At 67.8% G+C, this 23640-nt stretch carries 18 protein-coding genes; 9 read left to right on the top strand and 9 right to left on the bottom strand.

Features of this window, described 5'->3' with window-relative positions; translation table 11 throughout:
• Positions 1-67: 67 nt before the first annotated feature.
• The 6 genes from BIU82_RS15160 to BIU82_RS15135 all read right to left on the bottom strand — a co-directional run bounded on the left by BIU82_RS15160 (position 68) and on the right by BIU82_RS15135 (position 7759).
• Positions 68-541: a DUF779 domain-containing protein gene (locus BIU82_RS15160; protein ID WP_070350260.1), complete on the bottom strand. Its 474-nt coding sequence runs from the start codon at positions 539-541 to the stop codon at positions 68-70.
• A 3-nt stretch (positions 542-544) separates the two neighbouring features.
• Positions 545-2068, bottom strand: a complete 1524-nt coding sequence (locus tag BIU82_RS15155) for an aldehyde dehydrogenase family protein (protein ID WP_070350259.1) — start codon at positions 2066-2068, stop codon at positions 545-547.
• A gap of 100 nt (positions 2069-2168) precedes the next feature.
• The gene (locus BIU82_RS15150; RefSeq protein WP_070350258.1) at positions 2169-3515 is read right to left on the bottom strand and encodes a GAF domain-containing protein; all 1347 of its coding nucleotides are present in this window, start codon (positions 3513-3515) and stop codon (positions 2169-2171) included.
• 8 nt (positions 3516-3523) lie between these two features.
• Positions 3524-4957 carry an FAD-dependent oxidoreductase gene (locus BIU82_RS15145; protein ID WP_070350257.1) on the bottom strand — a complete coding sequence of 478 codons (1434 nt, stop codon included), beginning with the start codon at positions 4955-4957 and terminating at the stop codon, positions 3524-3526.
• Positions 4958-5046: 89 nt separating this feature from the next.
• Positions 5047-6393, bottom strand: a complete 1347-nt coding sequence (locus BIU82_RS15140) for a sensor histidine kinase (protein ID WP_070350256.1) — start codon at positions 6391-6393, stop codon at positions 5047-5049.
• 13 nt (positions 6394-6406) lie between these two features.
• Complete coding sequence (locus BIU82_RS15135) at positions 6407-7759, bottom strand: response regulator (RefSeq protein ID WP_083292385.1); 1353 nt, start codon at positions 7757-7759, stop codon at positions 6407-6409.
• Positions 7760-8228: 469 nt separating this feature from the next.
• Between BIU82_RS15135 and BIU82_RS15130 the strand changes: the two genes are divergently transcribed.
• The 7 genes from BIU82_RS15130 to rarD all read left to right on the top strand — a co-directional run bounded on the left by BIU82_RS15130 (position 8229) and on the right by rarD (position 15434).
• Complete coding sequence (locus tag BIU82_RS15130) at positions 8229-10397, top strand: FG-GAP-like repeat-containing protein (protein WP_070350254.1); 2169 nt, start codon at positions 8229-8231, stop codon at positions 10395-10397.
• Between the two features lie 167 nt (positions 10398-10564).
• Positions 10565-12184: a HAMP domain-containing sensor histidine kinase gene (locus BIU82_RS20255; RefSeq protein ID WP_070350253.1), complete on the top strand. Its 1620-nt coding sequence runs from the start codon at positions 10565-10567 to the stop codon at positions 12182-12184.
• On the top strand, positions 12181-12927 hold the full coding sequence (locus tag BIU82_RS15120) for a response regulator transcription factor (RefSeq protein WP_070350252.1): 747 nt from the start codon (positions 12181-12183) through the stop codon (positions 12925-12927). The genes BIU82_RS20255 and BIU82_RS15120 overlap by 4 nt, the downstream gene beginning before the upstream one ends.
• Positions 12928-12954: 27 nt before the next feature.
• Positions 12955-13407 carry a hypothetical protein gene (locus tag BIU82_RS19760; protein ID WP_139146633.1) on the top strand — a complete coding sequence of 151 codons (453 nt, stop codon included), beginning with the start codon at positions 12955-12957 and terminating at the stop codon, positions 13405-13407.
• Positions 13408-13438: 31 nt separating this feature from the next.
• A complete protein-coding gene (locus tag BIU82_RS15110; protein ID WP_070350250.1) occupies positions 13439-13693 on the top strand; it encodes a hypothetical protein in 255 nt (84 codons plus the stop codon).
• 61 nt (positions 13694-13754) lie between these two features.
• Entirely contained in the window at positions 13755-14336 is a 582-nt protein-coding gene (locus tag BIU82_RS15105) for a hypothetical protein (RefSeq protein ID WP_253182800.1), read from the top strand.
• Between the two features lie 135 nt (positions 14337-14471).
• Positions 14472-15434, top strand: coding sequence for an EamA family transporter RarD (rarD, locus tag BIU82_RS15100; protein ID WP_253182808.1), 963 nt, complete (start codon positions 14472-14474; stop codon positions 15432-15434).
• On the opposite strand, the gene BIU82_RS15095 is transcribed toward rarD, so the two are convergent.
• Complete coding sequence (locus tag BIU82_RS15095) at positions 15431-16300, bottom strand: universal stress protein (protein WP_070350248.1); 870 nt, start codon at positions 16298-16300, stop codon at positions 15431-15433. The two genes, rarD and BIU82_RS15095, sit on opposite strands and share 4 nt — an antisense overlap.
• Before the next feature lie 197 nt (positions 16301-16497).
• On the opposite strand from BIU82_RS15095, the gene BIU82_RS15090 reads away from it, so the two are divergent.
• Positions 16498-18945: a polysaccharide lyase 8 family protein gene (locus tag BIU82_RS15090; RefSeq protein WP_253182799.1), complete on the top strand. Its 2448-nt coding sequence runs from the start codon at positions 16498-16500 to the stop codon at positions 18943-18945.
• A 93-nt stretch (positions 18946-19038) separates the two neighbouring features.
• Here BIU82_RS15090 and gabT read toward each other — a convergent pair whose 3' ends face one another.
• Positions 19039-20394, bottom strand: a complete 1356-nt coding sequence (gene gabT, locus BIU82_RS15085; protein WP_070350438.1) for a 4-aminobutyrate--2-oxoglutarate transaminase — start codon at positions 20392-20394, stop codon at positions 19039-19041.
• A gap of 194 nt (positions 20395-20588) precedes the next feature.
• A complete protein-coding gene (locus tag BIU82_RS15080; protein ID WP_070350437.1) occupies positions 20589-22019 on the bottom strand; it encodes a gamma-aminobutyraldehyde dehydrogenase in 1431 nt (476 codons plus the stop codon).
• Positions 22020-22180: 161 nt separating this feature from the next.
• On the opposite strand from BIU82_RS15080, the gene BIU82_RS15075 reads away from it, so the two are divergent.
• On the top strand, positions 22181-23623 hold the full coding sequence (locus tag BIU82_RS15075) for a PucR family transcriptional regulator (protein WP_070350247.1): 1443 nt from the start codon (positions 22181-22183) through the stop codon (positions 23621-23623).
• Positions 23624-23640 lie beyond the last annotated feature (17 nt).

Raw genomic sequence — 23640 nt, 5'->3', positions numbered from 1 at the left:
GGTGTTCTCGGGAAAACCTTGGAACCACCATGCGGCCGGTAACCGCATGGTGGTCCCGTCCCACGGACTACAGCGGGGGCACTGGCCAGTCCATGAGGGTCGAACGGATCAGGAAACGCTTGCCTTCGGGGGCCTCGAGCGAAAATCCGCTCCCCCGTCCATCCACCACGTCCACCGTCAGGTGGGTGTGGGACCAATAGCTGAACTGTTCACGGGACATCCAGAACTCCAGGCGCCAGGGGCCGCCCGCCTGGTCCGTGCCGCCGGCGGGATCCCCGGGGCCGCCGGCCCCGGCGTCACCGGAGCCGCCGTCGTCGATCTCGAAGACGCCCAGCAGCACATCGGATTCCCCGGTGGCGAACTCCCCTGCCGGGTAGCACATGGGCGACGAGCCGTCGCAGCAACCCCCGGACTGGTGGAACATCAACGGCCCGTGCTGCCGCCGGAGCTTGCGCAGCAGTTCGAGGGCGTCCGCCGTGAGCGCCACCCGGGAAAAGTCTTCCCCGGGCAGCGTCACGGCGGCGTCAAGTGCCTGGGACATGGCCTAGAAGAATCCCAGCTTGTTCTCGTTGTAGCTGACCAGCAGGTTCTTGGTCTGCTGGTAGTGCTCGAGCATCATGGCGTGGTTTTCGCGGCCGATGCCGGAGGACTTGTAGCCGCCGAATGCCGCGCCGGCCGGGTAGGCATGATAGTTGTTCACCCAGACGCGGCCGGCCTGGATCTCACGGCCTGCCCGGTACGCCACGTTGCCATTGCGGGACCAGACGCCGGCGCCGAGGCCGTAGAGGGTGTCGTTGGCGATGCCGATGGCATCGTTGTAGTCGCTGAAGCGGGTCACGGACACCACGGGGCCGAAGATCTCCTCCTGGAAGATCCGCATCCTGTTGTGGCCTTCGAAAATGGTCGGCTGCACGTAATAGCCGCCGGCCAGGTCTCCGGGAAGTTCCGCCCGGGCGCCGCCGGTGAGGACCTTGGCGCCCTCCTGCTTGCCGATGTCGATGTAGGAGAGGATTTTCTCCAGCTGGTCGTTGGAGGCCTGCGCACCGATCTGGGTGTCGGTGTCCAGCGGGTTGCCTTGGATGATCCTGTTGGTGCGGGCCACGGCGTCGGCCATGAAGGAGTCGTAGATCCCCTCCTGGACCAGCGCGCGCGAGGGGCAGGTGCAGACCTCGCCCTGGTTGAAGGCGAACAGGGTGAAGCCTTCCTGGGCTTTGTCGTAGAAGGCGTCGTTTTGCGCGGCGACGTCGTCGAAGAAGATGTTCGGGCTCTTGCCGCCCAGTTCCAGGGTGACCGGGATCAGGTTGTTGGAGGCGTACTGGCTGATCAGCCGGCCCGTGGTGGTCTCGCCGGTGAAGGCAATCTTGCGGATCCGCGGGCTGGAGGCGAGCGGTTTGCCGGCCTCCACGCCGAAGCCGTTGACGATGTTGACCACGCCCGGCGGCAGCAGCTCACCGAGGAGCTCGATCAGGACCAGGATGGACGACGGCGTCTGCTCGGCCGGCTTGAGGACCACGGTGTTGCCGGCCGCGAGCGCCGGGGCCAGCTTCCAGACGGCCATCAGGATGGGGAAGTTCCACGGAATGATCTGGCCCACGACGCCGAGCGGCTCGTGGAAGTGGTAGGCGGTGGTGTCGTCGTCGAGCTGGGACAGGTGGCCTTCCTGGGCGCGGATGGCGGAGGCGAAGTAGCGGAAGTGGTCCGCGGCCAGCGGGATGTCCGCGTTGAGGGTTTCCCGGACGGGCTTGCCGTTGTCCCAGGTTTCGGCGACCGCCAGCAGTTCGACGTTCTCGTCGATGCGGTCCGCAATCCTGTTCAGGATGGCTGCGCGCTCGGCGGCAGAGGTCTTGCCCCACGACGGCGCGGCCTTGTGTGCCGCGTCCAGGGCCAGTTCGATGTCCTCGGCCGTGCCCCTGGCCACCTCACAGAACGGTTTGCCGGTCACCGGGGTGATGTTCTCGAAGTACTGCCCCTTGACCGGGGCCACCCACTCCCCACCGATCCAGTTTTCGTAGCGGTCCTTGAACGTGACCTTCGATCCCTCGGTGCCGGGCTGTGCGTAGATTGCCATTGCTAGCTCCTTTGCTGCGCATGGTCGGTGCTTGACTGCGCCTTCAGCGTAGGAGCCCGAAGGTTGCAGGCAGGTTGCATGGCCTGCCGCGCTCTTGCTGCTAGCTCCGTTCCGATTCGATCCGTTCCAGTTCAGCGACGACGGCGGCCCGCTTGGGTGAGCGCGGCGGAAGGAGCTTGAGGGCGGCAAGCCGCACCTCGCCGTCGTCCGCTGCTTCCGGAAGGGCGGCGTACTTGAGCAGGGTGTCCGCGCTGCCGTCCGTCAGGACGGCTTCCCGCAGGAGGGCCGAGACCCGCCGGCGGAGTTCGACGACGCCGGGCGCCTCCGAGCGCGGCAGCACGGGGCCGCGGTAGATCTCCAGGGCGATCCGGTGGGCCCCGCGTTGCAGGCAGCCGAGCACCTGGCCGGAATCCGGGAACAGTTCCACCGGCAGGCTGTACGGCCGCGAGGCGGGGACCGCTGCGGGGTCCAACTCATCGATGACCTTGCGCAAGCGGACCATTTCTGCACGGAGGGTGACCGTTGAGCCCTCCCCGGGGTAGAGCCTGGCGCACAGTTCTTCCGCGCTGAGGCCCTCCGGGTGGAGGCTGAGGAGCGCCAGGATTTCGCTGTGGCGGGCGGACAGCTGGATGGTCCGGCCGCCGATGCTGAGCAGGGCCTGCTCCCGGCCGAGGAGCTGGAGGCTGTTGCGGTACAGGGCGCCTGGGAGGCCGCCGGAATCCTTGCTGCGGCGGCTGGTCCCACGCGCGGCGGCTTTGCGGCGGCCTCCTTCCTGGAGACGTTGCAGCCGCTCGATCCGCAGGTGGGCCTGCGCCGCAGCGACCGTCGCCTCCACGAGCGAGAGCGTGTGCGGGGCTACCGCGGTTTCCGAGCCCGTGATGTCCACGACGCCCAGCAGGGCCCCGGAATCCGGGTCGTGGAACGGGACGGCCGTGCAACTCCAGGGATGCACCGCCCGCGTGTAGTGCTCGGCACCGGAGATCTGGATGCTGTGTCCCAAGGCCAGGGCCGTTCCGGGCGCGCTGGTGCCTACGGACGCTTCGGACCAATCGGCGCCGGCAACGAACAGCATGCCTTCGGCCCGCTTCTGGAGGGCGGGGTCGCCATCCACCCACAACAGCCGGCCCTGCCCGTCACCGACGGCCACCAGCAGCCCGCTGTCGTGGCTGGGCTGGACCAGCAGCTTCCGGATCACCGGCATGACGGCGGCCAGGGGATGCCCGCGGCGGTAATCGTCCAGTTCGGCCAGGTCCATGGCCAGCGGGGCGGCGTCCGAATCCGGGTTGGCCCGCAATGCCAGCGAACGCTGCCAAGATTCGCGGACCAGGGGACGCAGTCCGGGCAGCCCGCCGATCCCGGGAGGCGGGAACGTCCCGCCGTCCAGGTGTTCGTGGCCCGCCCGGGCACGCCGCTGGAGCAGTTCCAAGGCGTCGTCGGGCGAATCCACGTCAGTCCTTAGCCGCGGGAAATCCGGATCATGTCCTCGCGGGGAACCACCTTGACCCGTTCGCGCGTGATTCCGCGGTCCGGGTTCTCCGCGGTCCACTGCGCGCCCAACGCCGCTTCGTGGGCATCGAGCCGGTTCCAGCCTTCCCAGGTGGTGTATTCGATGCCGCGTTCCTCGAGCAGGTCCACGATTGCCTGCGGGTCCGGGGTCTCCGCCGGCGGCAGGGAGAGCCGGTCTTCCAGCAGGAAGCCGATGGTCTCCAAGGCATCGCCCTTCGTGTGGCCGATCAGGCCCACCGGGCCGCGCTTGATCCAGCCCGTGGTGTAGATGCCCGGCACCGGCTTGCCGTCGGCTCCCAGGACGCGGCCGCCGTCGTTCGGAATCACGCCGCGGCGGGCGTCGTACTCCAGCTCGTCCAAGGCAGAGCCGTGGTAACCGATGGCCCGGTACACGGCCTGGACCGGATACTCGATAAATTCACCCGTGCCCTTGGCGTTGCCGGTGCCGTCCAGTTGCATGCGCTCGAACTTGATGCCCGAAACCTTGCCGGAACCGTCCTCGGACAGGACCTCCACCGGGCTGTGCAGGAAGTGCAGGTGCAGGCGCCGGGAAGACGGCTGTTCGGATTCCGCGTGTTCCTCCACCAGCCAGTTGGTGAGCGTGTTCACCATGGTCTTGATCTGGTTGTTGCTGCGGATCGCTTCATCGGAGGCTTCGTCGAATTCGAAGTCCTCCGGGTAGAGCACAATGTCCACGTCATTTGAATGGGACAGTTCGCGCAGCTCCAGGGGCGTGAACTTCACCTGGGCCGGGCCGCGGCGGCCGAAGACGTGCACATCCGTCACCGGCGAATTCTTCAGCCCTTGGTAGACGTTGTCCGGAATTTCGGTGACCAGCAGGTCGTCAGCATGCTTGGACAGCATGCGGGCCACGTCCAGGGCCACGTTGCCGTTGCCGATGACGGCGATTTCCTTGGCCTCCAGCGGCCACTCACGGGAAACGTCCGGGTGCCCGTCATACCAGGACACAAAGTCGGCGCCGCCGTAGGAACCCTCCAGCTCAATGCCCGGAATATCCAGCTCGGCATCCTTGATGGCGCCCGTGGAGAAGATGACGGCGTCGTAGAAGGAACGGAAGTCGTGCAGGGTGAGGTCCCGGCCGTAGGTGACGTTGCCGAAGAAGCGGATGTCCCCGCGGTCCAGGACCTTGTGCAGGGCGTTCACGATGCCCTTGATGCGCGGATGGTCCGGGGCCACTCCGTAGCGGATCAGGCCGTACGGGGCGGGATAGGCCTCGAAAAGGTCGATGCTGACCTCGAGGTGGCCGTCCTTGACCTCACTGGATTTGCTCAGGATGTCCGCGGCGTAGACGCCGGCCGGGCCGGCGCCGATGATGGCCACGCGCAGTGGGCGGGATGCTGCGGTTTCGGCAGAGCTGGACACCGTATGGAGCCTCCTGGTCCGGGGCTGCGCCCTGTTGGGCAGCACACCCTCCAAGTCTAGGACCCGGGACGGCGCGGATCCGATTTCGCTCACCGCACCGCCGGGGCCGTGGCTCCCAGCGAGACCGTCACGGTGGTCCCCCGGCCCGGGCCGGAGTGGATTTCGAGCGTGCCCCCGGCCTCGATGATCGTGTCCCGGAGGATCCGCATGCCCAGGTGTCCGTCCGGCGGCGGGCTGGCGGGATCGAATCCCCGGCCGTCGTCGGTCACCAGCAGCTGCACGCGCCCGCCGTCGTTCATGAGCCGCAGTTCCGCGGACTGGGCTGAAGAATGCTTCATGACGTTCGCCAGCGCCTCCCGCGCCACCCGGTAGAAGATCGCCGTCCGTTCCCGGTCAAGGTCCACCTCGTCCGGAACATCGACGCGTACCGAAATTCCGTGTTCCTGCAGGGGCATCGCAAGCCGCAGCAGCGAGGCCTTCAGCCCCAGCTCCCCCAGGTCGGGCGGATACAGTTCACTGGTCATGGCTCGAAGGGTGCGCACATTGTCCTGCAACAGGGTGCGCGCGTTGGTGAACAGGGAGCGTCCCGCAACCGGTCCTTGGCGTTCCTCCGACTCCAAGGCATAAGCCAGGCCGGAAAGGTCCTGGATGACTTCGTCATGGAGTTCGCGGGCGATCCGGCGGCGTTCCAGGTCCGAGGCTTCGATCGCACGCCGCAGGAGGCTGTGGCGCACCGCCTGGTACGACTGGATCCGGCGGGCCAGCCGGACCGCCGGAATCAGCTGGGCGAGCTGGAGCGCGGACATCGCCAGCAACAGCGGCGGAACGATCCCCAGCAGGTAGCTCGCCTGCTCGCGGCGGACCTGCGTGCCGTCGTAGTAGGCCTCGAAAATCAACTGGTCCCCGCTCTGCGCCATCGCCCGGACATAGACCTCCACCAGTTCACCGGACGATGCCTCGAAACCGTTCTCGGGGCTGTCCTGTTTCTCCAACGTGGCCGTGGCCGGCCCGCCGGCCAGGAGTGCCCTGGCCTCGCCGTCCAGCTCGAAGGTCCGTCCGATCAGCTCCGGCACATCGGAATAGACAATCCGCGAGCGGGCATCCCAGACTTTCACCCGGATGGCTCCCCGGCCTTCCAGCCAGGGACGCAATCTCTGGTCCAGGAGCGCAACTGCGGCAGGGTCGCCGTTCAGCAACTGCTCGGTGGCCACCGGCGCCATCGCATAATCGGCCACGCCCTGAGTCATGACCGTTGCGCTCTCCAAGGCATGCTGCTCGGCGACGCCCCGGATCCAGAACGCCACCGGCGTCGCCACGAGGACCAGCGCCACCACTCCTGCCAGCACAAAGCGGACAATGGCTGCCTGGACTTCCTGCCGCTCGGCAGCTCCGCCCCGGTACAGCCCGAAATGCCCGCGGATACCCGGGCCGGACATTGCTGCCGGTTCCTCAGGCGCTCTGGAGTTTGTGCTCAGGGGCTCCCTGCCCGAGCTGTGCCACCAGGGCGGGATGGACAATCATGTTCCCCGCCCGGGCATATCTCAGGGTGTCCAGCATGGTGCCCAGGGCCCCGTCCTTCGGCAGGAAGGCGCAGATACCGAGCACTGCCGCCTCACGCAGCGCTTCCTGCCGCGGGTTGCCTGTGAGCATGACGATACGGGTTGCCGGGGCCTCGGCCAGGATGCGCCCGGCGGCGTCAAGGCCGGACCCGTCCGCGAGGTGCAGGTCCATGATGACCAGGTCCGGCCGCAACTCCTGGAACATCCGGACCGCTTCCTCCACGGTCTTGGCCGAGCCGACGCTCATGAAATCCGGTTCCCGGTCCAAGGCGCCGTTGAGCAGCTCCGCGAAGGTCGTGTGGTCGTCCACGGTGAGGATCCTGAGCCGGCCTGCCGCCTGTTCTGCCGGTCCGTGTTCCGGAACGGGCGGCGCCGACGGCGGGACCACCTGAAGGGGCTGCGTTGCCTGTGCGGGTGCAGCCGCGGTATCCACGCCCGAGGTGCTGCCCAGGAGCCTGGCCTGCGCGGCTTTCAGGACGGGGCCAGGGGCGCAGCCCATTTCCTCATCCAGGATCCTGCGGCAGCGGTCCAGGCACCTCAGCGCCTCGGTGTTCTCCCCTTGCTGTTCGAGGCCGAGGATGAGCGCGGCCCAGGCACGTTCGCTGAGCTGGTCTTCCTGCACCGCCGCGCGCGCCCACGCAATCGCCTTGCCGGCGTCGCCCACTGCAAGCGCGGTCTCCGCGGCAAGCACCCGCGTGCCCGCCACCTGTGTGGCGTGCAAGGCCCGCTCCTCCTCCGCCCATGCGGGAAGGAGCTCGTCGCCCAGCAGCGGAGCGTGCGCCAACTCAAGGGCCTCGCTGAGGAAAGCCAGGGCCTGCACCGGCTCGGCGTGGGCCGCCCGGGTGGTCAGCACCTGGAAGCGGTCCAGGTCAAGGTCCACCGCCGAACGGTCCACAATGTATCCTCCGGTGACCGTCCGGATGGGGCCACTGCGTCCCGTTCCTGGCTGCAGATGCCGCCTGAGCACGCTGACGTAGCTTTCCAGGGTCGGCTGGGCTACCGCCGGGTGCCGGCCCTCCCACAACAACTCCATGATCCTGTTCTTTGAGACCGCCGAGCCAAGGCTCAGCAAGAGGATTTCAAGGACCTGCCGTGGTTTCGGCCCGCCCAGGTCAGCGGCACTGAGTGCGATATCTCCGCGCCTGATCCTGAGTGGTCCGATGATGTCGATCCGAAGTTTGCACTCGCCGTCAACGTCGTCGTCGAGACCTGCATCCTCCGTTTTCCTGGTTAGTGCGATCATGACAACTACCCCCATGTAGCTGGTTTCCAATCGCTTTTCATTCAATATCCCGACCACTAGGCGAACAAGGGAAGCGAGTACTCGTTTTTCCATGACAGGCTCCTTGCCACTACTTGCTCCGGGTACCTGAGTACTTGCTTTTTCCGTCCCGGACTACTTGGTTTGCGGATCCGGGTACTTGCTCCTTACGCCGCAGGCTCCGCCCCCCACGGCCGGATCATGGCCGATTTTGGGCCTTCCACGCTGGGAAAACCATGGAACGGGCCATATGCCGGGTGCCGTGGACGGCCGCACCGAGTAGCCCACGTCCGGAAGCGCAGCGGACAGAGCCGGAAGGGGGCAGGCGGACGGAAAGAATCCGAGATTAATCCAAGGTCCGCGGAGCATCGTGGCACGGGTCGGGACGCGAACGCCCGGCTGGCCTCGAAGCTGAGTGGGGGCCACCATCGAGTGTCCACAAGGAGTCACCATGTTCCTGGAATCCACGAACCACAGTTCCACGGCCGGACAACGGATCCGTCCCAAGCCGCCCAACACGGGCCGCGGGGCCGCGCGCGGGCCGGTGGCCGCAGCGCTCTCCGGCACCATGTTTGCCGCAGCCCTGGCCTCATTGGGGCTTGCACCCGCCGGCGCCGCGGTGGCCGGCATGGGGCCGGTGGATCCGGCCAATGGCTTCCCCACGTGGTACTCGGATGGAACCGTGAAGCTGGAATTCTGCGTCTCGGGCCCTGATTGCCTGTCCCAGCCGCCGGATCCCAATGCCCCGGTGTCCTATCCGGACAATTTCCCGGACGAGGCCTTCTGGTACGTGGCGGAAGCCAGCGGCGGAAACCTCGGCCTTTATGAGGCGGCCCTGGAAGGCGCCCACGCCAATGAAGCAGTGATCGACGGCGACCAGATGGGCTTTGCCCGCCTGCGGTTCCGGATCGACAACCTCGTCCCTGACGCCAGCTACACGGTGACCCACCCTTACGGCGTGAACGTCTTCACCGCCGAAGCGGACCCCCAGGACCCGGGGCTCGGGCAGGTCAACGTCACCATTGACGAGGGCGTCTGCGCGCCGACGCCGGCACAGCCCTGCGACTGGGCGGGTGTGGGAGCGGCGTTCCTGGGCGACTTCGCCAACGGCGCCACGGCCGCTTTCGTCAAGCAGGTCAACGCCACCGCCGGCAACCTGGGCAACCTCAACGCCCCCGGTCCGGTGACCGGCGCGCCGTCCGGAACGAACGCCGTCGTCATCACCGGGCCTGACGCCGGCGGCCCCGGGGTCGACACCCTGACCGTCAGCGATTTCACGGTCCAGGGCAAGATCTCCGCGGCCGCGGACGGCGCTCCCTCCACTCCGGACCTCGCCGCGGCGAGCGACACCGGCCGTTCCAGCACGGACAACGTCACCAACGACGCCACGCCCACGTTCAACGGAACGGTTCCGGTCGGCGTCACCGCGGTATCCCTGAGGATCGACGGCGGAGCACCGTTTACGGCTAGCGTCACCGGCGGCAGCTACACCCGGACCCTGGGCTCACCCCTGGCGCCCGGTACCCACACGGTCCAGGCGCTCTCAGGCGCCCTCACCTCGGGGACGTTGACGTTCACGGTGGACACGACGGCGCCGGCAGTCACCATCGTGCCCCCGTTCCCGTCATCGCCGACGGCGGACCGCACGCCCACATTCAGCTTCACCGTCAATGAGGCAGGGGCAGCCTTCGAATGCCGCTTGCTGCCGAACAACGCGACGTGGGACCCCACGTGCCTGTCACCGAAGACTTTCGACGCCCAGGTCAACGGAGCGTACTCCTTCGAGGTCCGTGCGACGGATGCCGCAGGAAACCTGGGGGCGGTGGCAAACCGTTCCGTGGTCATCGGGACCGGCGGAGTCACGGGAGGCATGCATGATTTCAGCGGTGACGGACGGGCAGACGTCCTCGCCCGCGACAGCAGCGGACGCCTCTGGCTCTACCGCGGCAACGGCACCGGAGGATTCCAACCCCGCACCCTCGTCGGCAACGGCTGGAACATCATGACCTCCATCACCGGCACCGGCGACTTCAGCGGCGACGCACGCGCCGACATCCTCGCCCGCGACACCAGCGGACGCCTCTGGCTCTACCGCGGCAACGGCACCGGAGGATTCCAACCCCGCACCCTCGTCGGCAACGGCTGGAACATCATGACCTCCATCACCGGCACCGGCGACTTCAGCGGCGACGCACGCGCCGACATCCTCGCCCGCGACACCAGCGGACGCCTCTGGCTCTACCGCGGCAACGGCACCGGAGGATTCCAACCCCGCACCTTCATCGGCAACGGCTGGAACATCATGACCTCCATCACCGGCACCGGCGACTTCAGCGGCGACGCACGCGCCGACATCCTCGCCCGCGACACCAGCGGACGCCTCTGGCTCTACCGCGGCAACGGCACCGGAGGATTCCAACCCCGCACCTTCATCGGCAACGGCTGGAACATCATGACCTCCATCACCGGCACCGGCGACTTCAGCGGCGACGCACGCGCCGACGTCCTCGCCCGCGACACCAGCGGACGCCTCTGGCTCTACCGCGGCAACGGCACCGGAGGATTCCAACCCCGCACCCTCGTCGGCAACGGCTGGAACATCATGAACGCCATCGTCTAGCCCGCCGGCACCGGGATCATGGCTGCCCCGCACGGATAGTGCGGGGCAGCCGCGTGTCCGGGGGACCAAAAGATTTTCCCAAGCAGGCGTACCTACCGTGGAAGAAACGGCCCGTCCGGACGGTACGTACCGGCACCCGGGCAGGCCGCCGTCGGGAGGATCCACGCATGCCAGCTGTCAACGCAGGCTCCGCCGCTCCCCAATGGCTGGGGACGCTCCGGGCGGAGCTGCGCTCCGTTCGGTTCCGGGTCCTGGCGGCGGCGTTGGCCCTGATGGCGGCGGGGCTTGTGGCTTCCGGTGCCTCGACCCACGCGGTGCAGTTGGCACGACTGAACGAGCGTGTGAACGAGGAACTCCTAGGCCAGTCGGCACGGCTCCGGGCAGTGGCCGAACAAGGTGCGCGGGACGGACGGCCGTACACCTCGCTCGAGGAGCTCTTCACCGCGTTCCTCCAAGGGGCCACCCCGGGGAGCCATGAATCGGTGATGGCCATGCTCGGCGATGGCACCACCCTGTTGCCGGCCGGCAACCAAGCCACCGTGCTCAACACCACCGATGTGCTGGAGCGGATCCAGTCCGAGCACCTGGGCAGCCGGACGGTCTTCCGCGACATGTCGATCGACGGCCGGACGGTCCGCCTGGCCATCAGCCCCGTGGCCTTGGGCACTGTGGCCCTGGGTACCGGGAACGCCGGGAATCCCGGCGCCGGAAGCCCGGAGCAGGGCATCCTCCTCGCATCGAACGAAATCGGCCGGCAACGGGAGGAAGTCCTGGCCTCGCTCTGGACATTCGGGGCGGCGTCCCTGGCGATCCTGCTGCTGGCCGGCGGCGCGGGCTTCGTGGTGGTGGGCCGCCTGTTGGATCCGGTCCACCGGCTGCGCCGGGCCACTGAGGACATCACCTTCGAGGACCTGAGCACCCGGGTGAAGGTTCCGGCCGGGGACGACGACGTCTCGCAGCTGGCGGTCAACTTCAACCACATGCTCGACCGGCTGGAGTCCGGCTTCGCTGAGCAGCGGAGGTTCCTGGACGACGCCGGGCACGAGCTCCGTACGCCCCTCACCATCATCAGCGGCCACCTTGAGCTGCTGCAGGCGGGCGACCCGCGGGATGTGGAACAAACGCGCGCCCTGCTGCTCGAGGAACTGGAGCGGATGCAGGCCCTGGTGGACGACCTCCTTGTCCTGGCCCGCAGCGGCCGGCCGGATTTCATCCATGGCACCTGGTTCGACACACGCGCGTTCCTGGAGGCGGCCATGGAGCGGATCAAGGTGCTCGCCGACCGGCGGTGGCGGATCGATGGCAACCCGTCGGGGCGGATCCTCGCGGACCGCAACAGGCTCCTGCAGGCGGTGGAGCAACTCGCGGCGAATGCCGTGCGTTCGACGCTGCCGCAGGACACCATCGCCTTGGGCGCCGCGTGGGTGGGGACCCCGGAACCCGGCCAGCCGCCGTCGGACACTGCCTCCCTGGCGGAAGCATCCCCGCCCGGGCTGGAAATCTGGGTGGCGGATTCCGGGTGCGGGATCCTGCCGGAAGACCAGGAGCGCATCTTCGAACGGTTTTTCCGGGCCCGGCGGCCGCATGGCAGGGAAGGCTCCGGACTCGGACTGCCGATCGTCAAGGCCATCGCGGAGGCGCACGGAGGCTCGCTCCGGGTGGAATCGGACCTCGGAAGGGGCGCACGTTTCGTGTTGTGGATCCCCGAAGGCAGCCCGCCTGCGGGCCACGCCCTGGTGGAACCGCCCGGCAGCCGGCAGGCCGCCATCGTCCAGGGAGCACCATGACGCGGATACTGATCGCCGAGGACGAACCGCGGATCTCCGATTTCATCGCCAAAGGCCTCAAGGCAGCCGGGTTCACCACGGTCACCGTCGGAGACGGCATCAAAGCATTGGACTACGGCACCTCCGGCGAGTTCGACCTGATGCTCCTGGACCTTGGCATGCCGCGGATGGACGGGATTTCCGTGCTGTCCTCCCTCCGGTCCATGGGCTCGCCGATTCCGGTGATTGTGCTCACCGCCCGCGGAACCCTCCAAGACACCGTTGCAGCGCTCGACGGCGGCGCGGACGACTACATGACCAAGCCCTTCCGCTTCGAGGAACTTCTCTCGCGGATCCGCTTGCGGCTGAGGAACCATCCGGGCGCACAAGCCGCCCCGCCGCTGGCCTGCGGTGATGTGGCCTTGGACGTTGAGCTGCGCTGTGCCACCGTAGCCGGGGCCACGGTGCAGCTGTCCGCCCGGGAGTTCGCCATGGCCAGAACCTTCCTCGAAAACCAGGGAAAAGTCCTCTCGCGGGAGCAGTTGCTGAGCCACGTCTGGGGTTACGACTTCGACGGCTCCTCCAACGTCGTGGATGTCTATGTGGGGTACCTGCGCGCGAAGCTCGGCCAGGAACGGATCCTCACTGTCCGCGGCGCGGGGTACCGCTTCGTCAATCCGGGCACGCCGCACGGCAGCGCCCCGCAGGATGAGAACACTCTCATGGATGCTTCATCGGCATCTCACGTTCGGCGCCCAGAGTAGGAGCACAGGAAAGGACAGGTGATCCGGATGAAGAAGTGGTACCTCCCCGGTGTGCTCCTCCTGGGGGCATCGGGGTTCGCAGTCTGGGGGCAGGCCAACGCGGCGCCACCGGCAACAGTGGTCCCGGGGGTGGTGGTTGAGGACCGGTCTCCCGCGCACGGCACCGCAACGGATGATCTGCGGACGTCCCGGCCGCAGCCCACCTCGACCGCGAGCCCTGCCCCAAGCAGCAGCGCAAGCCCAAGCAGCAGCCCGGGCCACGATGCTCCGGAAGTAGAGACGGAAGTGGAAATCGAGCACCCGCGGGAAGCGGAACACGTGCCCATGAAGCTCTACACCTACCCGCCGGAACACGCCTACCCCTCGGCAGGGGGCAGCGATGACGGCCCGTCCCACGATTCCTACGACGACCCCCTTTTCGACGACAAGGGCGGGTTCCGGGACGACAACGGTTCCGGTGGCAAGGGCAGCCGGCGCTGACGCCGGCGCATCGATCGAAAGGAGGCCGGCCATGGCTGGAACGCCGTTCTTTGGACTGGAGCTGTACCGTCCGGGCGATTCCCACCTCTACTCCCCCGCGGACCCGGAATTGCTGTTGCTGCAAGTGCAGGTCACGGAGATCATCCGCAGTGTCCTGGAGGCCGGCGATCCGGGCAAGGAGGACGTCCGGGCCCGGCTGAGGGCCCACCTCGCCAGGAATCCCGGCCACCCGGAGCTGGCCCTGCTGGCCCATCTGCAGGAGCGCCACTCCGCAAGCCAACCCTGAACCGCGCCTGGCCGGACACCGCGGACCGGTCCCAGGCACGCAGGGCCGCAGGAGGTACACCGTGAGCTACATCCCGGAACATGCCGGCACCGCCGACAGCCCGGCTTCCGCCAAGGCCACCCGCCGGCTGGTCGTGCGGCTGACGGCCGCCGCCGTCGGAACCTGGGCGCTTTCCGTTCTCCTGGCGTCCGTGCTGCACGTCGAAGGCCAAGTGCACACGGTCAGCAAGGTGGTGCACGTCCTGGCCATGGTGTTGTCCTTCGGGGCCATCCTGGTGGTCGACTGGCATGGATTCCTGTGGCTGCTTGGCCGCCGGAAGCTGGCCGAAACCGTCCGCCTGGACGGCGCGGCCGGCCCGTTGATCTGGGCCGGGCTCGTCCTTCTCCTGGCCAGCGGCGCCTTCCTGAACCCGGACCTCGGCAAGGCCTTGACCGTCGTCAAGCTCATCGCCGTGCTGGTGCTGATCGTCAACGGAATTATGCTGATTCCCCTCATGCGGCGTCTGGTCCGGCTCCCCGCCGACACCCCCTTCGGCGGACTCGGAGCCGGCCAGCGCTTCCATATGCTCGCCTGCCTGGTGGTTTCGCAGGCCTGTTGGTGGACCGCAATCGTGGTGGGCTTCCTGAATTCCGAGTTCAGCTAGCGGCCCGTTCCGGAAGCGGCTGCCCGGTGTTCCAGACAGCCGTCCGACCGGACGTTCAGGAATAGCCCGCCGGGGCATGATGTTATTGGTTCTGTGCCTACGCCCGATCACGCCCACGTCTCCCTGCCCGACAGCATCCCGCCGGCGGGGCTCCCCGCTCCGGCAACCGCGCCCAAGGCCAAGCGCAGTGAGACGACGACGGGCATCCTGTACGGCATCGGCGCCTACGGTCTGTGGGGCCTGCTTCCGCTGTACTTCCTGGTGCTGCAGCCTGCCGGCGCCGTGGAAATCGTGGCCAACCGCGTGGTGTGGTCCCTGCTGTTCTGTGCCGGCCTCATCGCGGTCACCCGGAGCTGGGGCCAGCTGGCCACGGCCTTCCGGGAACGGTCCATCCTCCTGCCGCTGGTGACGGCAGCCCTGCTGATCGCCGTCAACTGGCTCACCTACACCTACGGCGTCACCAACGGGCACGCCGTCGAAGCCTCCCTGGGCTACTTCATCAACCCGCTCGTTTCGGTGCTGCTGGGGGTCTTCGTCCTGAAGGAAACCCTCCGCCCGCTGCAGTGGGCCGCCGTCGGCACCGGCTTTGTCGCCGTCGTCGTCCTGACTGTTTCCTACGGCAAGCTGCCGTGGATCGCCCTGGTGCTGGCATTCAGCTTCGGCCTGTACGGCTTCGTGAAGAAACGGGTGGGGCCGCGCCTGAACGCGGTGGCAAGCCTCACTGTGGAAACCGTGGTGCTGGCGCCGTTCGCGGCCGCCACCATGATCGTCCTGGGCGTCACCGGAGCCGCGACGCTGGCCTCGAACGGGGCGGGGCATTTCTGGCTGTTGGCGGCGTCCGGCGTAGTCACCGCCGTGCCGCTGGTGTTCTTCGGTGCCGCCGCTTCCCGCCTGCCGCTGACCACGATCGGCATGCTGCAGTACTTCGCTCCGTTCCTGCAGTTCATCGTGGCCCTGACGGTGCTGAAGGAAACCATGACCACCGAACGCTGGATCGGCTTCAGCATCGTCTGGCTGGCGCTGTGCCTGCTCACGGTGGACATGTTCCGCACCGCGCGCAAGAACGCGGCCATCCGCAAGCAGGCACGCACGGCCTAGATCGGCATCGAATCCACGCGCTCGTACTCCCGCGGAACCACCACCATGGGGACCGGCAGGGCGCGCAGGATCTTGTTCGCGGTGCTGCCGATGAACAGCTTGTTCTTCTCGCCGAGGCGTGACGAACCGATGATCACCACCTCGCCTTCCTGCCAGTCGAGGCTGTCGATCGCTTCCTCGATGTTGCGTCCGTGCGCGACGGCGACACTCACGTCATGGCCCTCCGGCAGCCGCGCTGCCGCATCGCTCAGGACCGTGTTGGCGTGCCGGTGCGCCGCGTTGGCGGCTTCCCCGCTGTCGTCCGTGCCGGCGTCGAGGGTGACGAGGGAGACCAGCCGCAGCGGTACTCCGCGCCGGTTCGCGGCGCCGATCGCGGTCCCGATGGCGGCATCGGCGCCGGAGCGCTGCCCGGTAGCCAGGGTGAAACGGGTGACCGGCTCGGTGCGGTTGAAGCCGCGCGGTGCCAAGGCGACGGGCACCGGCGAGGCGTGCAGCAGCGCGTTGGCCACGCTGCCCACCGTGAAGCGCTTGAACAGTCCGTTGCTGGCCGCACCCACCACGATCAGCCCGGCGTCGTCGCCGGCGGCTTCGATCAGGCCCGCGGCGAACGATTCGGCGGGGAGCGCGCGGAAGGTGGCCTCGACGCCGTCGGGCACCAACGCGAGGCTGTCCCGCTCGGCGGTGAGGATGGCCTGCTCGGCCGGAGTCGCGGCGGTGCCCTCCGGATACAGCCCTTTGTACGGTGTGTGCGGATCGACCACGTGGACGATGTCCAGGCTCGCGTCCTGCGCCCGTGCCAGGGAAGCGGCCAGGGCCACGGCATCGGCGCCGCGCTCGGTGGACGAATAACCAACAACGTATCGCATGTAAATACCCCTCTTCGGGTAGCTCAGCAACGGCAGATGTGTAGTGAACTCTACGGTTCCCGCCGGTCCGTGCCCAGTGCGGCATGCCGGACTCCACCGCCGCGGGAACGGCTGAGCACTTTTGTTCATTTGCATTGAAGGCGCACAGAATCCGGACATAACGTGACTCCGATCACCTTCCCGACCTTGGAGGAACCGTGTCCCCGTTCGCCCCCGACAGCTTTCACCTCAACCGCCGCACCCTGCTGGGCCTGATGGGCGCGGCCGCCGTCCTTTCGGCCGCGGCACCCGCCGCCGCGGCAGCCGCCGAAGATCCCCTGGCCGCGCTCATCTCCCGCCGCCGCCTGATGCTGGCCGGCGACGGCAGCGCGGCCTCGGTGCCTGAACTTGCCGCGGCCCTGGACGCCATGAGCGCGGGCGCCGCGGCGACGCGCAGTGCCATGATCGCGCCGAGCGGCACCTCCGGGCTCTGGCCCGACCTGCCGCTGACCGGAATCGGCAGCGCCGCGGCCGCCACCGGCAACATGGGCGTGAGCTTCAACCGCGTCTACGAACTGGCCCTCGCCTACAGCACCGCCGGCACCGCCCAGCACGGCGACGCCGCCCTTGCGTCCGAACTCGTCTCCGCCCTGTCCTACCTCAGCACCACGGCCTACAAGGTGGGCATGCCGGCCGCGGGCAACTGGTGGTTCTGGGAGATCGGCGTGCCCCGCAAAGCGGCGGATACCCTGGTGCTGTTGTACGACGTCGTCCCCGCCGAACTGCGCACCGCCCTGATGGCAGCGGCCCGCTACTTCACGCCCAACCCGAACTGGCGCGGCAAGGGCAGCAGCTTCGCCGAAACCGGGGCCAACCGCACGGACAAGGCGCTTTCCTGCGCCCTGCGCGGCATGCTGGACGGCCGTCCGGACGAGATCGCCCTGGCCCGCGATGCGCTCAGCGACACCGTGGGCGGCGGCCGCAACAGCGTGTTCGGTTACGTCACCAGCGGCGACGGCTTCTACACGGACGGTTCCTTCGTCCAGCACACGTACCTGCCCTACGTGGGAACCTACGGGGTGGTGACGCTCGGCGGCATCGCGGAAATCCTGGGCCTCCTGGGCGGCAGCAGCTGGGACGTCACGGATCCGAAAAAGTCGGTGGTGCTGGACGCTGTCGAGGCCTCGTTCGCACCGTTCATCTGGAACGGCCGGATGATGGACGCCGTGCGCGGCCGGGCGGTATCCCGCCAGCGCAACCCCGACTATGTGGACGGGGCGGCCGCCCTCACCGCCATCCTGCTGCTGGCCCCGGGCGCCGGTGAACCTTACCGCGGACGCTACCTCTCGCTGGTCAAGGGCTGGCTGGAACGCGCGAGCCTCACGCTGTACGGCCTGCCGGGCCAGAGCATTGCCAAGTCCCTGCTGGTGACGTCCGTGCTGGCCGATCCGGCCGTCGTCGCCGCTCCCGCGCCCGTCTACACCAAGGCCTTCGGCGACCAGGACCGCCTGGTGCACCATCGCCCGGCCTTCAGCGCGGTGGTCAACATCTCCTCGAAGCGGATCGGCCGCTATGAATGGGGCAACTTCGAGAACAACCTTGGCTGGTACCAGGGCGACGGGCTGACCTTCTACTACATCCCCGCCGCACCGGACCAGTACAGCGCAGACTTCTGGCCCACCGTGGACCCCTACCGCCTGCCCGGAACCACCGTGACGGCTGAGCCGCGGCCCAGCGGCGCGGCGAACGGCACGGGCATCCCGCGGGCGTTCCAGGCCTTCGCCGGCGGACTCGAGCTGGAGGGCCGCTGGGGAATCCAGGGCATGGACCACCTGAACTTCAACAAGACCCTGAGCGCCCGGAAGTCCTGGTTCTTCCTGGACGACAAGGTGGTCTGTCTGGGCGCCGGCATTACCTCCGCCTCCGGCCATGAGGTGTTCACCACCGTGGACAACCGTTCCTTCGCTCCCGGCACCGTACCGGAAATCCGCACCGACAGCCGCCAGCGCGTCCTCGCTGCGGGCAGCGCCGCGGTCCCGCTCACGCGCAACGCCCACATCATGGGCCACGGCGGCTACGTGTTCCTGCCGGGCGAAAACGTCAGCGGCGGCATCGAACTGCAGGTCATCCGGCGCATGGGCGACTGGAAAACCATCAACTCCGGCTCGGACACCGGCGGCAGCGACGAGCCGAAGACCCGCGACTATGTCACCATCACGCACCGCCACGGCAAGGACCCGCAGGGCGGCGGCTACGCGTACATCGTGCTGCCGGGGGCGAAGCACTCGGTGACCCTCACCGAATCGGACGAACCCACGGTCACCGTGCTGGCCAACAACGCCGTGGCCCAGATGATCCGGGACAGCAGCCACGCCCTCACCCTGGCGAACTTCTTCGCCGCCACCCCCGCCGGACAAGCGGTCCAGGGCGTGATCACCAGCGGGCCCTGTTCCCTCGCGGTCCGCGAGGAAGCCGGCCAGGTGACGGTGGCACTCTCCGACCCGAGCCGCACCCAGCCCACCGCCCGGGTGACGCTCGACGGCGTGGCGGCCTCCGCCGTCGTCGACGCCGATCCGGGAGTCACGCTGATCGGTACGGCGCCGCTGACGCTCGAGTTCGCCCTGGACGGCCACGGGCACTCGAAGCGGGTGGTGCTGTCGCGATAGGCGTCAACGCGTTAACGCAAAGAGCGGACACAGGATCGCTGTGTCCGCTCTTTTGCGAGGCCAGACGTCTTTGTCCGTCTGGAGGTTTATTGGTCAGGCGTTGGCCTTGATGGCCTTGGCCAGGACCTCAAGGCCGTCCAGCAGCACGTCGTCGCTGATGACCAGCGCGGGCAGCAGGCGGATGACGTTGCCGTAGGTGCCGCAGGTGAGAATGATGACACCCTCGGCGAGGCATGCGGCGGCAACGGCCTTGGTCAGCTCCGGGTTCGGTTCCTTGGAACCGGCCTGGACGAGCTCGATGGCCAGCATGGCGCCGCGGCCGCGGATGTCGCCGATCACGGAAACTTCCGAAGCGAGTTCGCGGAGCTTGCCGAAGGCCAGCTCTTCGATGTGGCGGGCGCGGGCGTTGAGGTCGTACTGCTCCATGGTGCCGATGGCAGCCAGTGCTGCGGCACAGGCAACCGGGTTGCCGCCGTAGGTGCCGCCGAGGCCACCCGGGTGGACGGCGTCGAGCAGGTCTGCGCGGCCGGTGATGGCGGACAGCGGCATGCCGCCGGCGATGCCCTTGGCCATGGTGATGATGTCCGGGACGACGCCTTCGTGGTTGACGGCGAACCATTCACCGGTGCGGCAGAAACCGGACTGGACCTCATCGGCGATGAAGACGATGCCCTTTTCCTTGGCCCAGGCAGCCAGGGCCGGCAGGAAGCCTTCGGCGGGAACGATGAAGCCGCCCTCGCCCTGGATCGGTTCGATGATGATCGCGGCAACCTGGTCGCCGCCGATCTGCTTCTCGATGGCGAGGATGGCGCGCTTGGCAGCCTCGGCGCCGGTGATCTCCGGGTTTTCCTCGCGGAACGGGTAGCTCATGGGCATGCGGTAGACCTCGGGCGCGAACGGGCCGAAGTTGGTCTTGTACGGCATGGCCTTGGCGGTGAGCGCCATGGTCAGGTTGGTGCGGCCGTGGTAAGCGTGGTCGAAGGCGACGACGGCGTCACGGCCGGTAGCCAGGCGGGCCACCTTGACGGCGTTTTCCACGGCTTCGGCACCGGAGTTGAACAGCACGGTGCGCTTTTCGTGGTCGCCCGGGGTGAGGCGGTTCAGCTGCTCGGCAACTGCGACGTAACCCTCGTAGGGGGTCACCATGAAGCAGGTGTGGGTGAAGTGCGCGGTGGCTTCCTGGACGGCGGCGACGACGGCGGGATCGGAGGCGCCGACGCTGGTCACGGCGATGCCGGAGCCGAGGTCGATGAAGGAGTTGCCGTCGACGTCGCGGATGATGCCGCCGTCGGCGTCTTCAACGTAGACCGGGACGCCGGAAGCGACGCCGGCAGCCACCACGGCGGAGCGGCGCGCGGCCAGTTCCTGGGACTTGGGGCCCGGGAAGGTGCCGACGATGTTCCGCTTCTGCTCGAGGCGGTAAGTCAGTTCAGGTGCGGTTGCAGTCATGATGTTTCTTTCTTTGCGGAGTTTCGAGGCGTTGGCGGTGATCGAACCTGTCACCGGTGATCGAGCTTGTCTCCGGTGATCGAGCTTGTCAGCGGTGATCGAACCTGTCACCGGTGATCGAGCTTGTCGAGATCCGGGGTTTCGGGTTTCGGGTTTCGACAAGCTCAACCACCGGCTCAACCACCGGTGTGCGGTTAAGCGTCCAGGGCGGACATGACGTGCTTGATGCGCGTGTAGTCCTCCACGCCGTACATGGAGAGGTCCTTGCCGTAGCCGGACTGCTTGAAGCCGCCGTGCGGCATTTCGGCGGTCAGGAGGATGTGGGTGTTGATCCACACCGCGCCGAAGTCCAGGTCGCGGCTGACGCGCATGGCGGTGCCGTGGTCCGTGGTCCAGACGCTGGAGGCGAGGGCGTATTCGACGTCGTTCGCCAGCTCAACGGCTTCGGCCTCGGTGGTGAACTTCTGGACCGTGATGACCGGACCGAAGGTTTCCTTCTGGACGATGTCGTCGTCCTGGTGGGCACCGGTGATGATGGTGGGCTCGAAGAAGAAGCCCTTCTCGCCCGCGCGGTGTCCGCCGGTTTCGATCCTGCAGTGTGCCGGGAGGGCTTCCACCACGGAGGTGACGGCGTTGAAGTGGTTCACGTTGTTGAGCGGGCCGAAGTAGTTGTCTTCGTCGTTCTGCGAACCGGTCTGCAGGGTCTTGGTGTGCTCGACCATGGCGGCGACGACCTCGTCGTGCACGGACTCCTCGATGAGGACGCGGGTGATCGCGGTACAGTCCTGGCCGGCGTTGAAGAAGGCGAATTCGGCGATGGCCGCGGCGCTCTTCTTGATGTCGGCGTCCTTGAAGACGATGGCCGGTGCCTTGCCGCCGAGCTCCAGGTGAGCGCGCTTGAGGCCCTTGGCTGCGCTGGAAGCCACGGCGATGCCGGCGCGGACGGAGCCGGTGATGGACACCAGGCCGGGGACCTTGTGCTCGGTCATGAGGCTGCCGGTGGCGGCGTTGCCCAGGACCACGTTCACCACGCCGGACGGGAAGATCTCGCCAATGAGGCGGGCCAGCACCAGGGTGGATTCGGGGGTGGTGTCCGAGGGCTTGAGGACCACGGTGTTGCCCGCGGCCAGGGCCGGGCCGATCTTCCAGATGGCCATGAGGAAGGGGTAGTTCCAGGGTGCCACCTGGGCCACAACACCGATCGGTTCGCGGCGGACGTAGGAGGTGTGGCCCTCGAAGTACTCGCCGGCGGACTTGCCTTCAAGCAGGCGGGCGGCGCCGGCGAAGAAGCGGAGCTGGTCTGCGCCCGCGGCGACTTCCTCGGAGGCGATCAGGGAGCGCACCTGGCCGGTGTTGCGGTGCTGGGCCTCGACGAGTTCGTCGCTGTTGGCCTCGACGGCGTCGGCGAGCTTGAGCAGCATGAGCTGGCGCTGGCCGGGGGTGACGTGCTTCCAGCTCTTGAATGCTTCGCTGGCCGCGTCCATGGCAGCGTCGATGTCGGCGGACACCGAGACGGGCGACTTTGCGACCACTTCGCCGTTCGTCGGGTTCACGACGTCCAGCAGTTCGGTACCCGCCGGCGTGACGAACTCCCCGTTGATGAAGTTCTGCAAGGTTTGGACCACGGTGTACAACCCTCTTTCGGTGTCTAAGTGTTGTCTGCAGCACAGTGTTGTTTACAGCACATTCGAGCCTAAGCCAGCGGCACCCGCCACGGAATAGCCAGCTGCACACCCGGGGGTACCTCTCTTAGTGCGGATGACCAGTGCCGCGCTATCCTCATTCCATGGCAATGTCACTCTCCGCGCTGCTCGCCGTGCCGTCCCTGAACCTCCGGAAAGCGGGCCTCGCGGAGACCACGTGGACCTCCGACATCCGCTGGGTAGCGGTGACGGAACAGGAAGATCCGCAGCGTTTCCTCAACGGCGGCGAACTGGTCCTGACCACCGGGCTGCGGCTCAACGGAGCCACGGAACAGCGCCGCTTCGTGCGCCAGGTGCAGCGCGCGGGAGCCGTCGGCATCGGTTTCGGCACAGGCCTCAGCCACGACTCCGTGCCGCCCGCACTGATCGCCGAGGCGAACCGCTGGGGGCTGCCCCTCGTGGAGGTCCCGTACGAGACCCCGTTCATTGCCATCGGCAAGCTGGTGGCCGAGTCCCAGTCCGCGGACCACTATTCCAAACTGGAACGGCTCATCGCCGGGCACCAGATCCTGGCCCGCGCGCTGCTCACCGGCGGCGGCCTGGGCGAACTGCTCAAGCAACTGGGCAGCATGCTGCGCACCGACGTCGCGCTCACCCAGTTCAGCGCCCAGCTGTACAACAGCGCGGCGGGCGCGCCGGCACCGACCGCCGAGGACTGGTCCTCCTACCCCATCCCCACCGGCCGGCGGGATGCGTGCACGCTCTGGTTGAAGCAGCCCTTCGGCGACACCGGCATCATCGGCTACGCGCAGAACCTCATCAGCGTGGAACTGAACAACATGGTCAAGCAGCGCCAGAGCCAGCGGGCCCTGGCCGGGCAGGTACTGGACGACGTCATCCACGGCACCCTGGACACCATCGAGGCAGCACGCCGCCTGGCCGGCGTCGGGATCAACAGCACCCGCAAGAATGTGGTGCTGCTCGCCGTTTCCAGCGCCCACCACAAGCAGCTCGGCAGCACCTCGCTGCCGCAATCGCTCGAAGGGGCGGTGAGTGCGGTCGTCGGGAAGGACCTGGTGACGGTGGTGCCCGACGACGGCAGTTCCGCGAGCGCGCTGGCCAAGGACCTGAGCGAGCACCTGCTGGAAGCGGGGATCCATGCGCTGATCGGAATCGGCGGCGCGTACACGAAGCCCAACGGCGTGCGGTGGAGCTACTTCGAGGCGCGCGACGCCGTGGCGCACGGCCTGCCCGTCAACGAACCCGAGCGCCTCAGCCTGACGTCCCTGCTGCTGGCCAGCGAGGACGTCCCCTTGGCGGACATGGCGGCCGAGGCCCTCACGCCCCTGCAGAAGTTCGACGCCGCCCACGGTTCCGAGCTGGTGGCCACGCTGGAGAGCTACCTGAACCACAACGGCTCCGTGGCGGCAGTGGCCGAAGCACTGACCCTGCACCGGAACACCGTGCGGTACCGGCTGGCCCAGATCACCGAGCTGAGCGGCTACGACCCCTCGCAGACCGCGGACCGGGTGCAGCTCTGGCTGGCCTTGGCCGTGCAGCGGCTCGGTGCCCGCCAGCCACGGTAGAGCTGCCGGCCTCCAGG

Source organism: Arthrobacter sp. SW1, from assembly GCF_001766675.1.
Taxonomy (GTDB): domain Bacteria; phylum Actinomycetota; class Actinomycetes; order Actinomycetales; family Micrococcaceae; genus Arthrobacter.
This window is presented reverse-complemented; position numbering and strand designations above follow the sequence as displayed.

What these genes read in the sequence shown, in the direction of transcription:
- BIU82_RS15160 (WP_070350260.1), bottom strand. Translation starts at nt 541, where the DNA reads ATGTCCCAGGCACTTGACGCCGCCGTGACGCTGCCCGGGGAAGACTTT.
- BIU82_RS15155 (WP_070350259.1), bottom strand. Translation starts at nt 2,068, where the DNA reads ATGGCAATCTACGCACAGCCCGGCACCGAGGGATCGAAGGTCACGTTC.
- BIU82_RS15140 (WP_070350256.1), bottom strand. Translation starts at nt 6,393, where the DNA reads ATGTCCGGCCCGGGTATCCGCGGGCATTTCGGGCTGTACCGGGGCGGA.
- BIU82_RS15135 (WP_083292385.1), bottom strand. Translation starts at nt 7,759, where the DNA reads ATGATCGCACTAACCAGGAAAACGGAGGATGCAGGTCTCGACGACGAC.
- BIU82_RS15130 (WP_070350254.1), top strand. Translation starts at nt 8,229, where the DNA reads ATGTTCCTGGAATCCACGAACCACAGTTCCACGGCCGGACAACGGATC.
- BIU82_RS20255 (WP_070350253.1), top strand. Translation starts at nt 10,565, where the DNA reads ATGCCAGCTGTCAACGCAGGCTCCGCCGCTCCCCAATGGCTGGGGACG.
- BIU82_RS15120 (WP_070350252.1), top strand. Translation starts at nt 12,181, where the DNA reads ATGACGCGGATACTGATCGCCGAGGACGAACCGCGGATCTCCGATTTC.
- BIU82_RS19760 (WP_139146633.1), top strand. Translation starts at nt 12,955, where the DNA reads ATGAAGAAGTGGTACCTCCCCGGTGTGCTCCTCCTGGGGGCATCGGGG.
- BIU82_RS15110 (WP_070350250.1), top strand. Translation starts at nt 13,439, where the DNA reads ATGGCTGGAACGCCGTTCTTTGGACTGGAGCTGTACCGTCCGGGCGAT.
- BIU82_RS15095 (WP_070350248.1), bottom strand. Translation starts at nt 16,300, where the DNA reads ATGCGATACGTTGTTGGTTATTCGTCCACCGAGCGCGGCGCCGATGCC.
- gabT (WP_070350438.1), bottom strand. Translation starts at nt 20,394, where the DNA reads ATGACTGCAACCGCACCTGAACTGACTTACCGCCTCGAGCAGAAGCGG.
- BIU82_RS15075 (WP_070350247.1), top strand. Translation starts at nt 22,181, where the DNA reads ATGGCAATGTCACTCTCCGCGCTGCTCGCCGTGCCGTCCCTGAACCTC.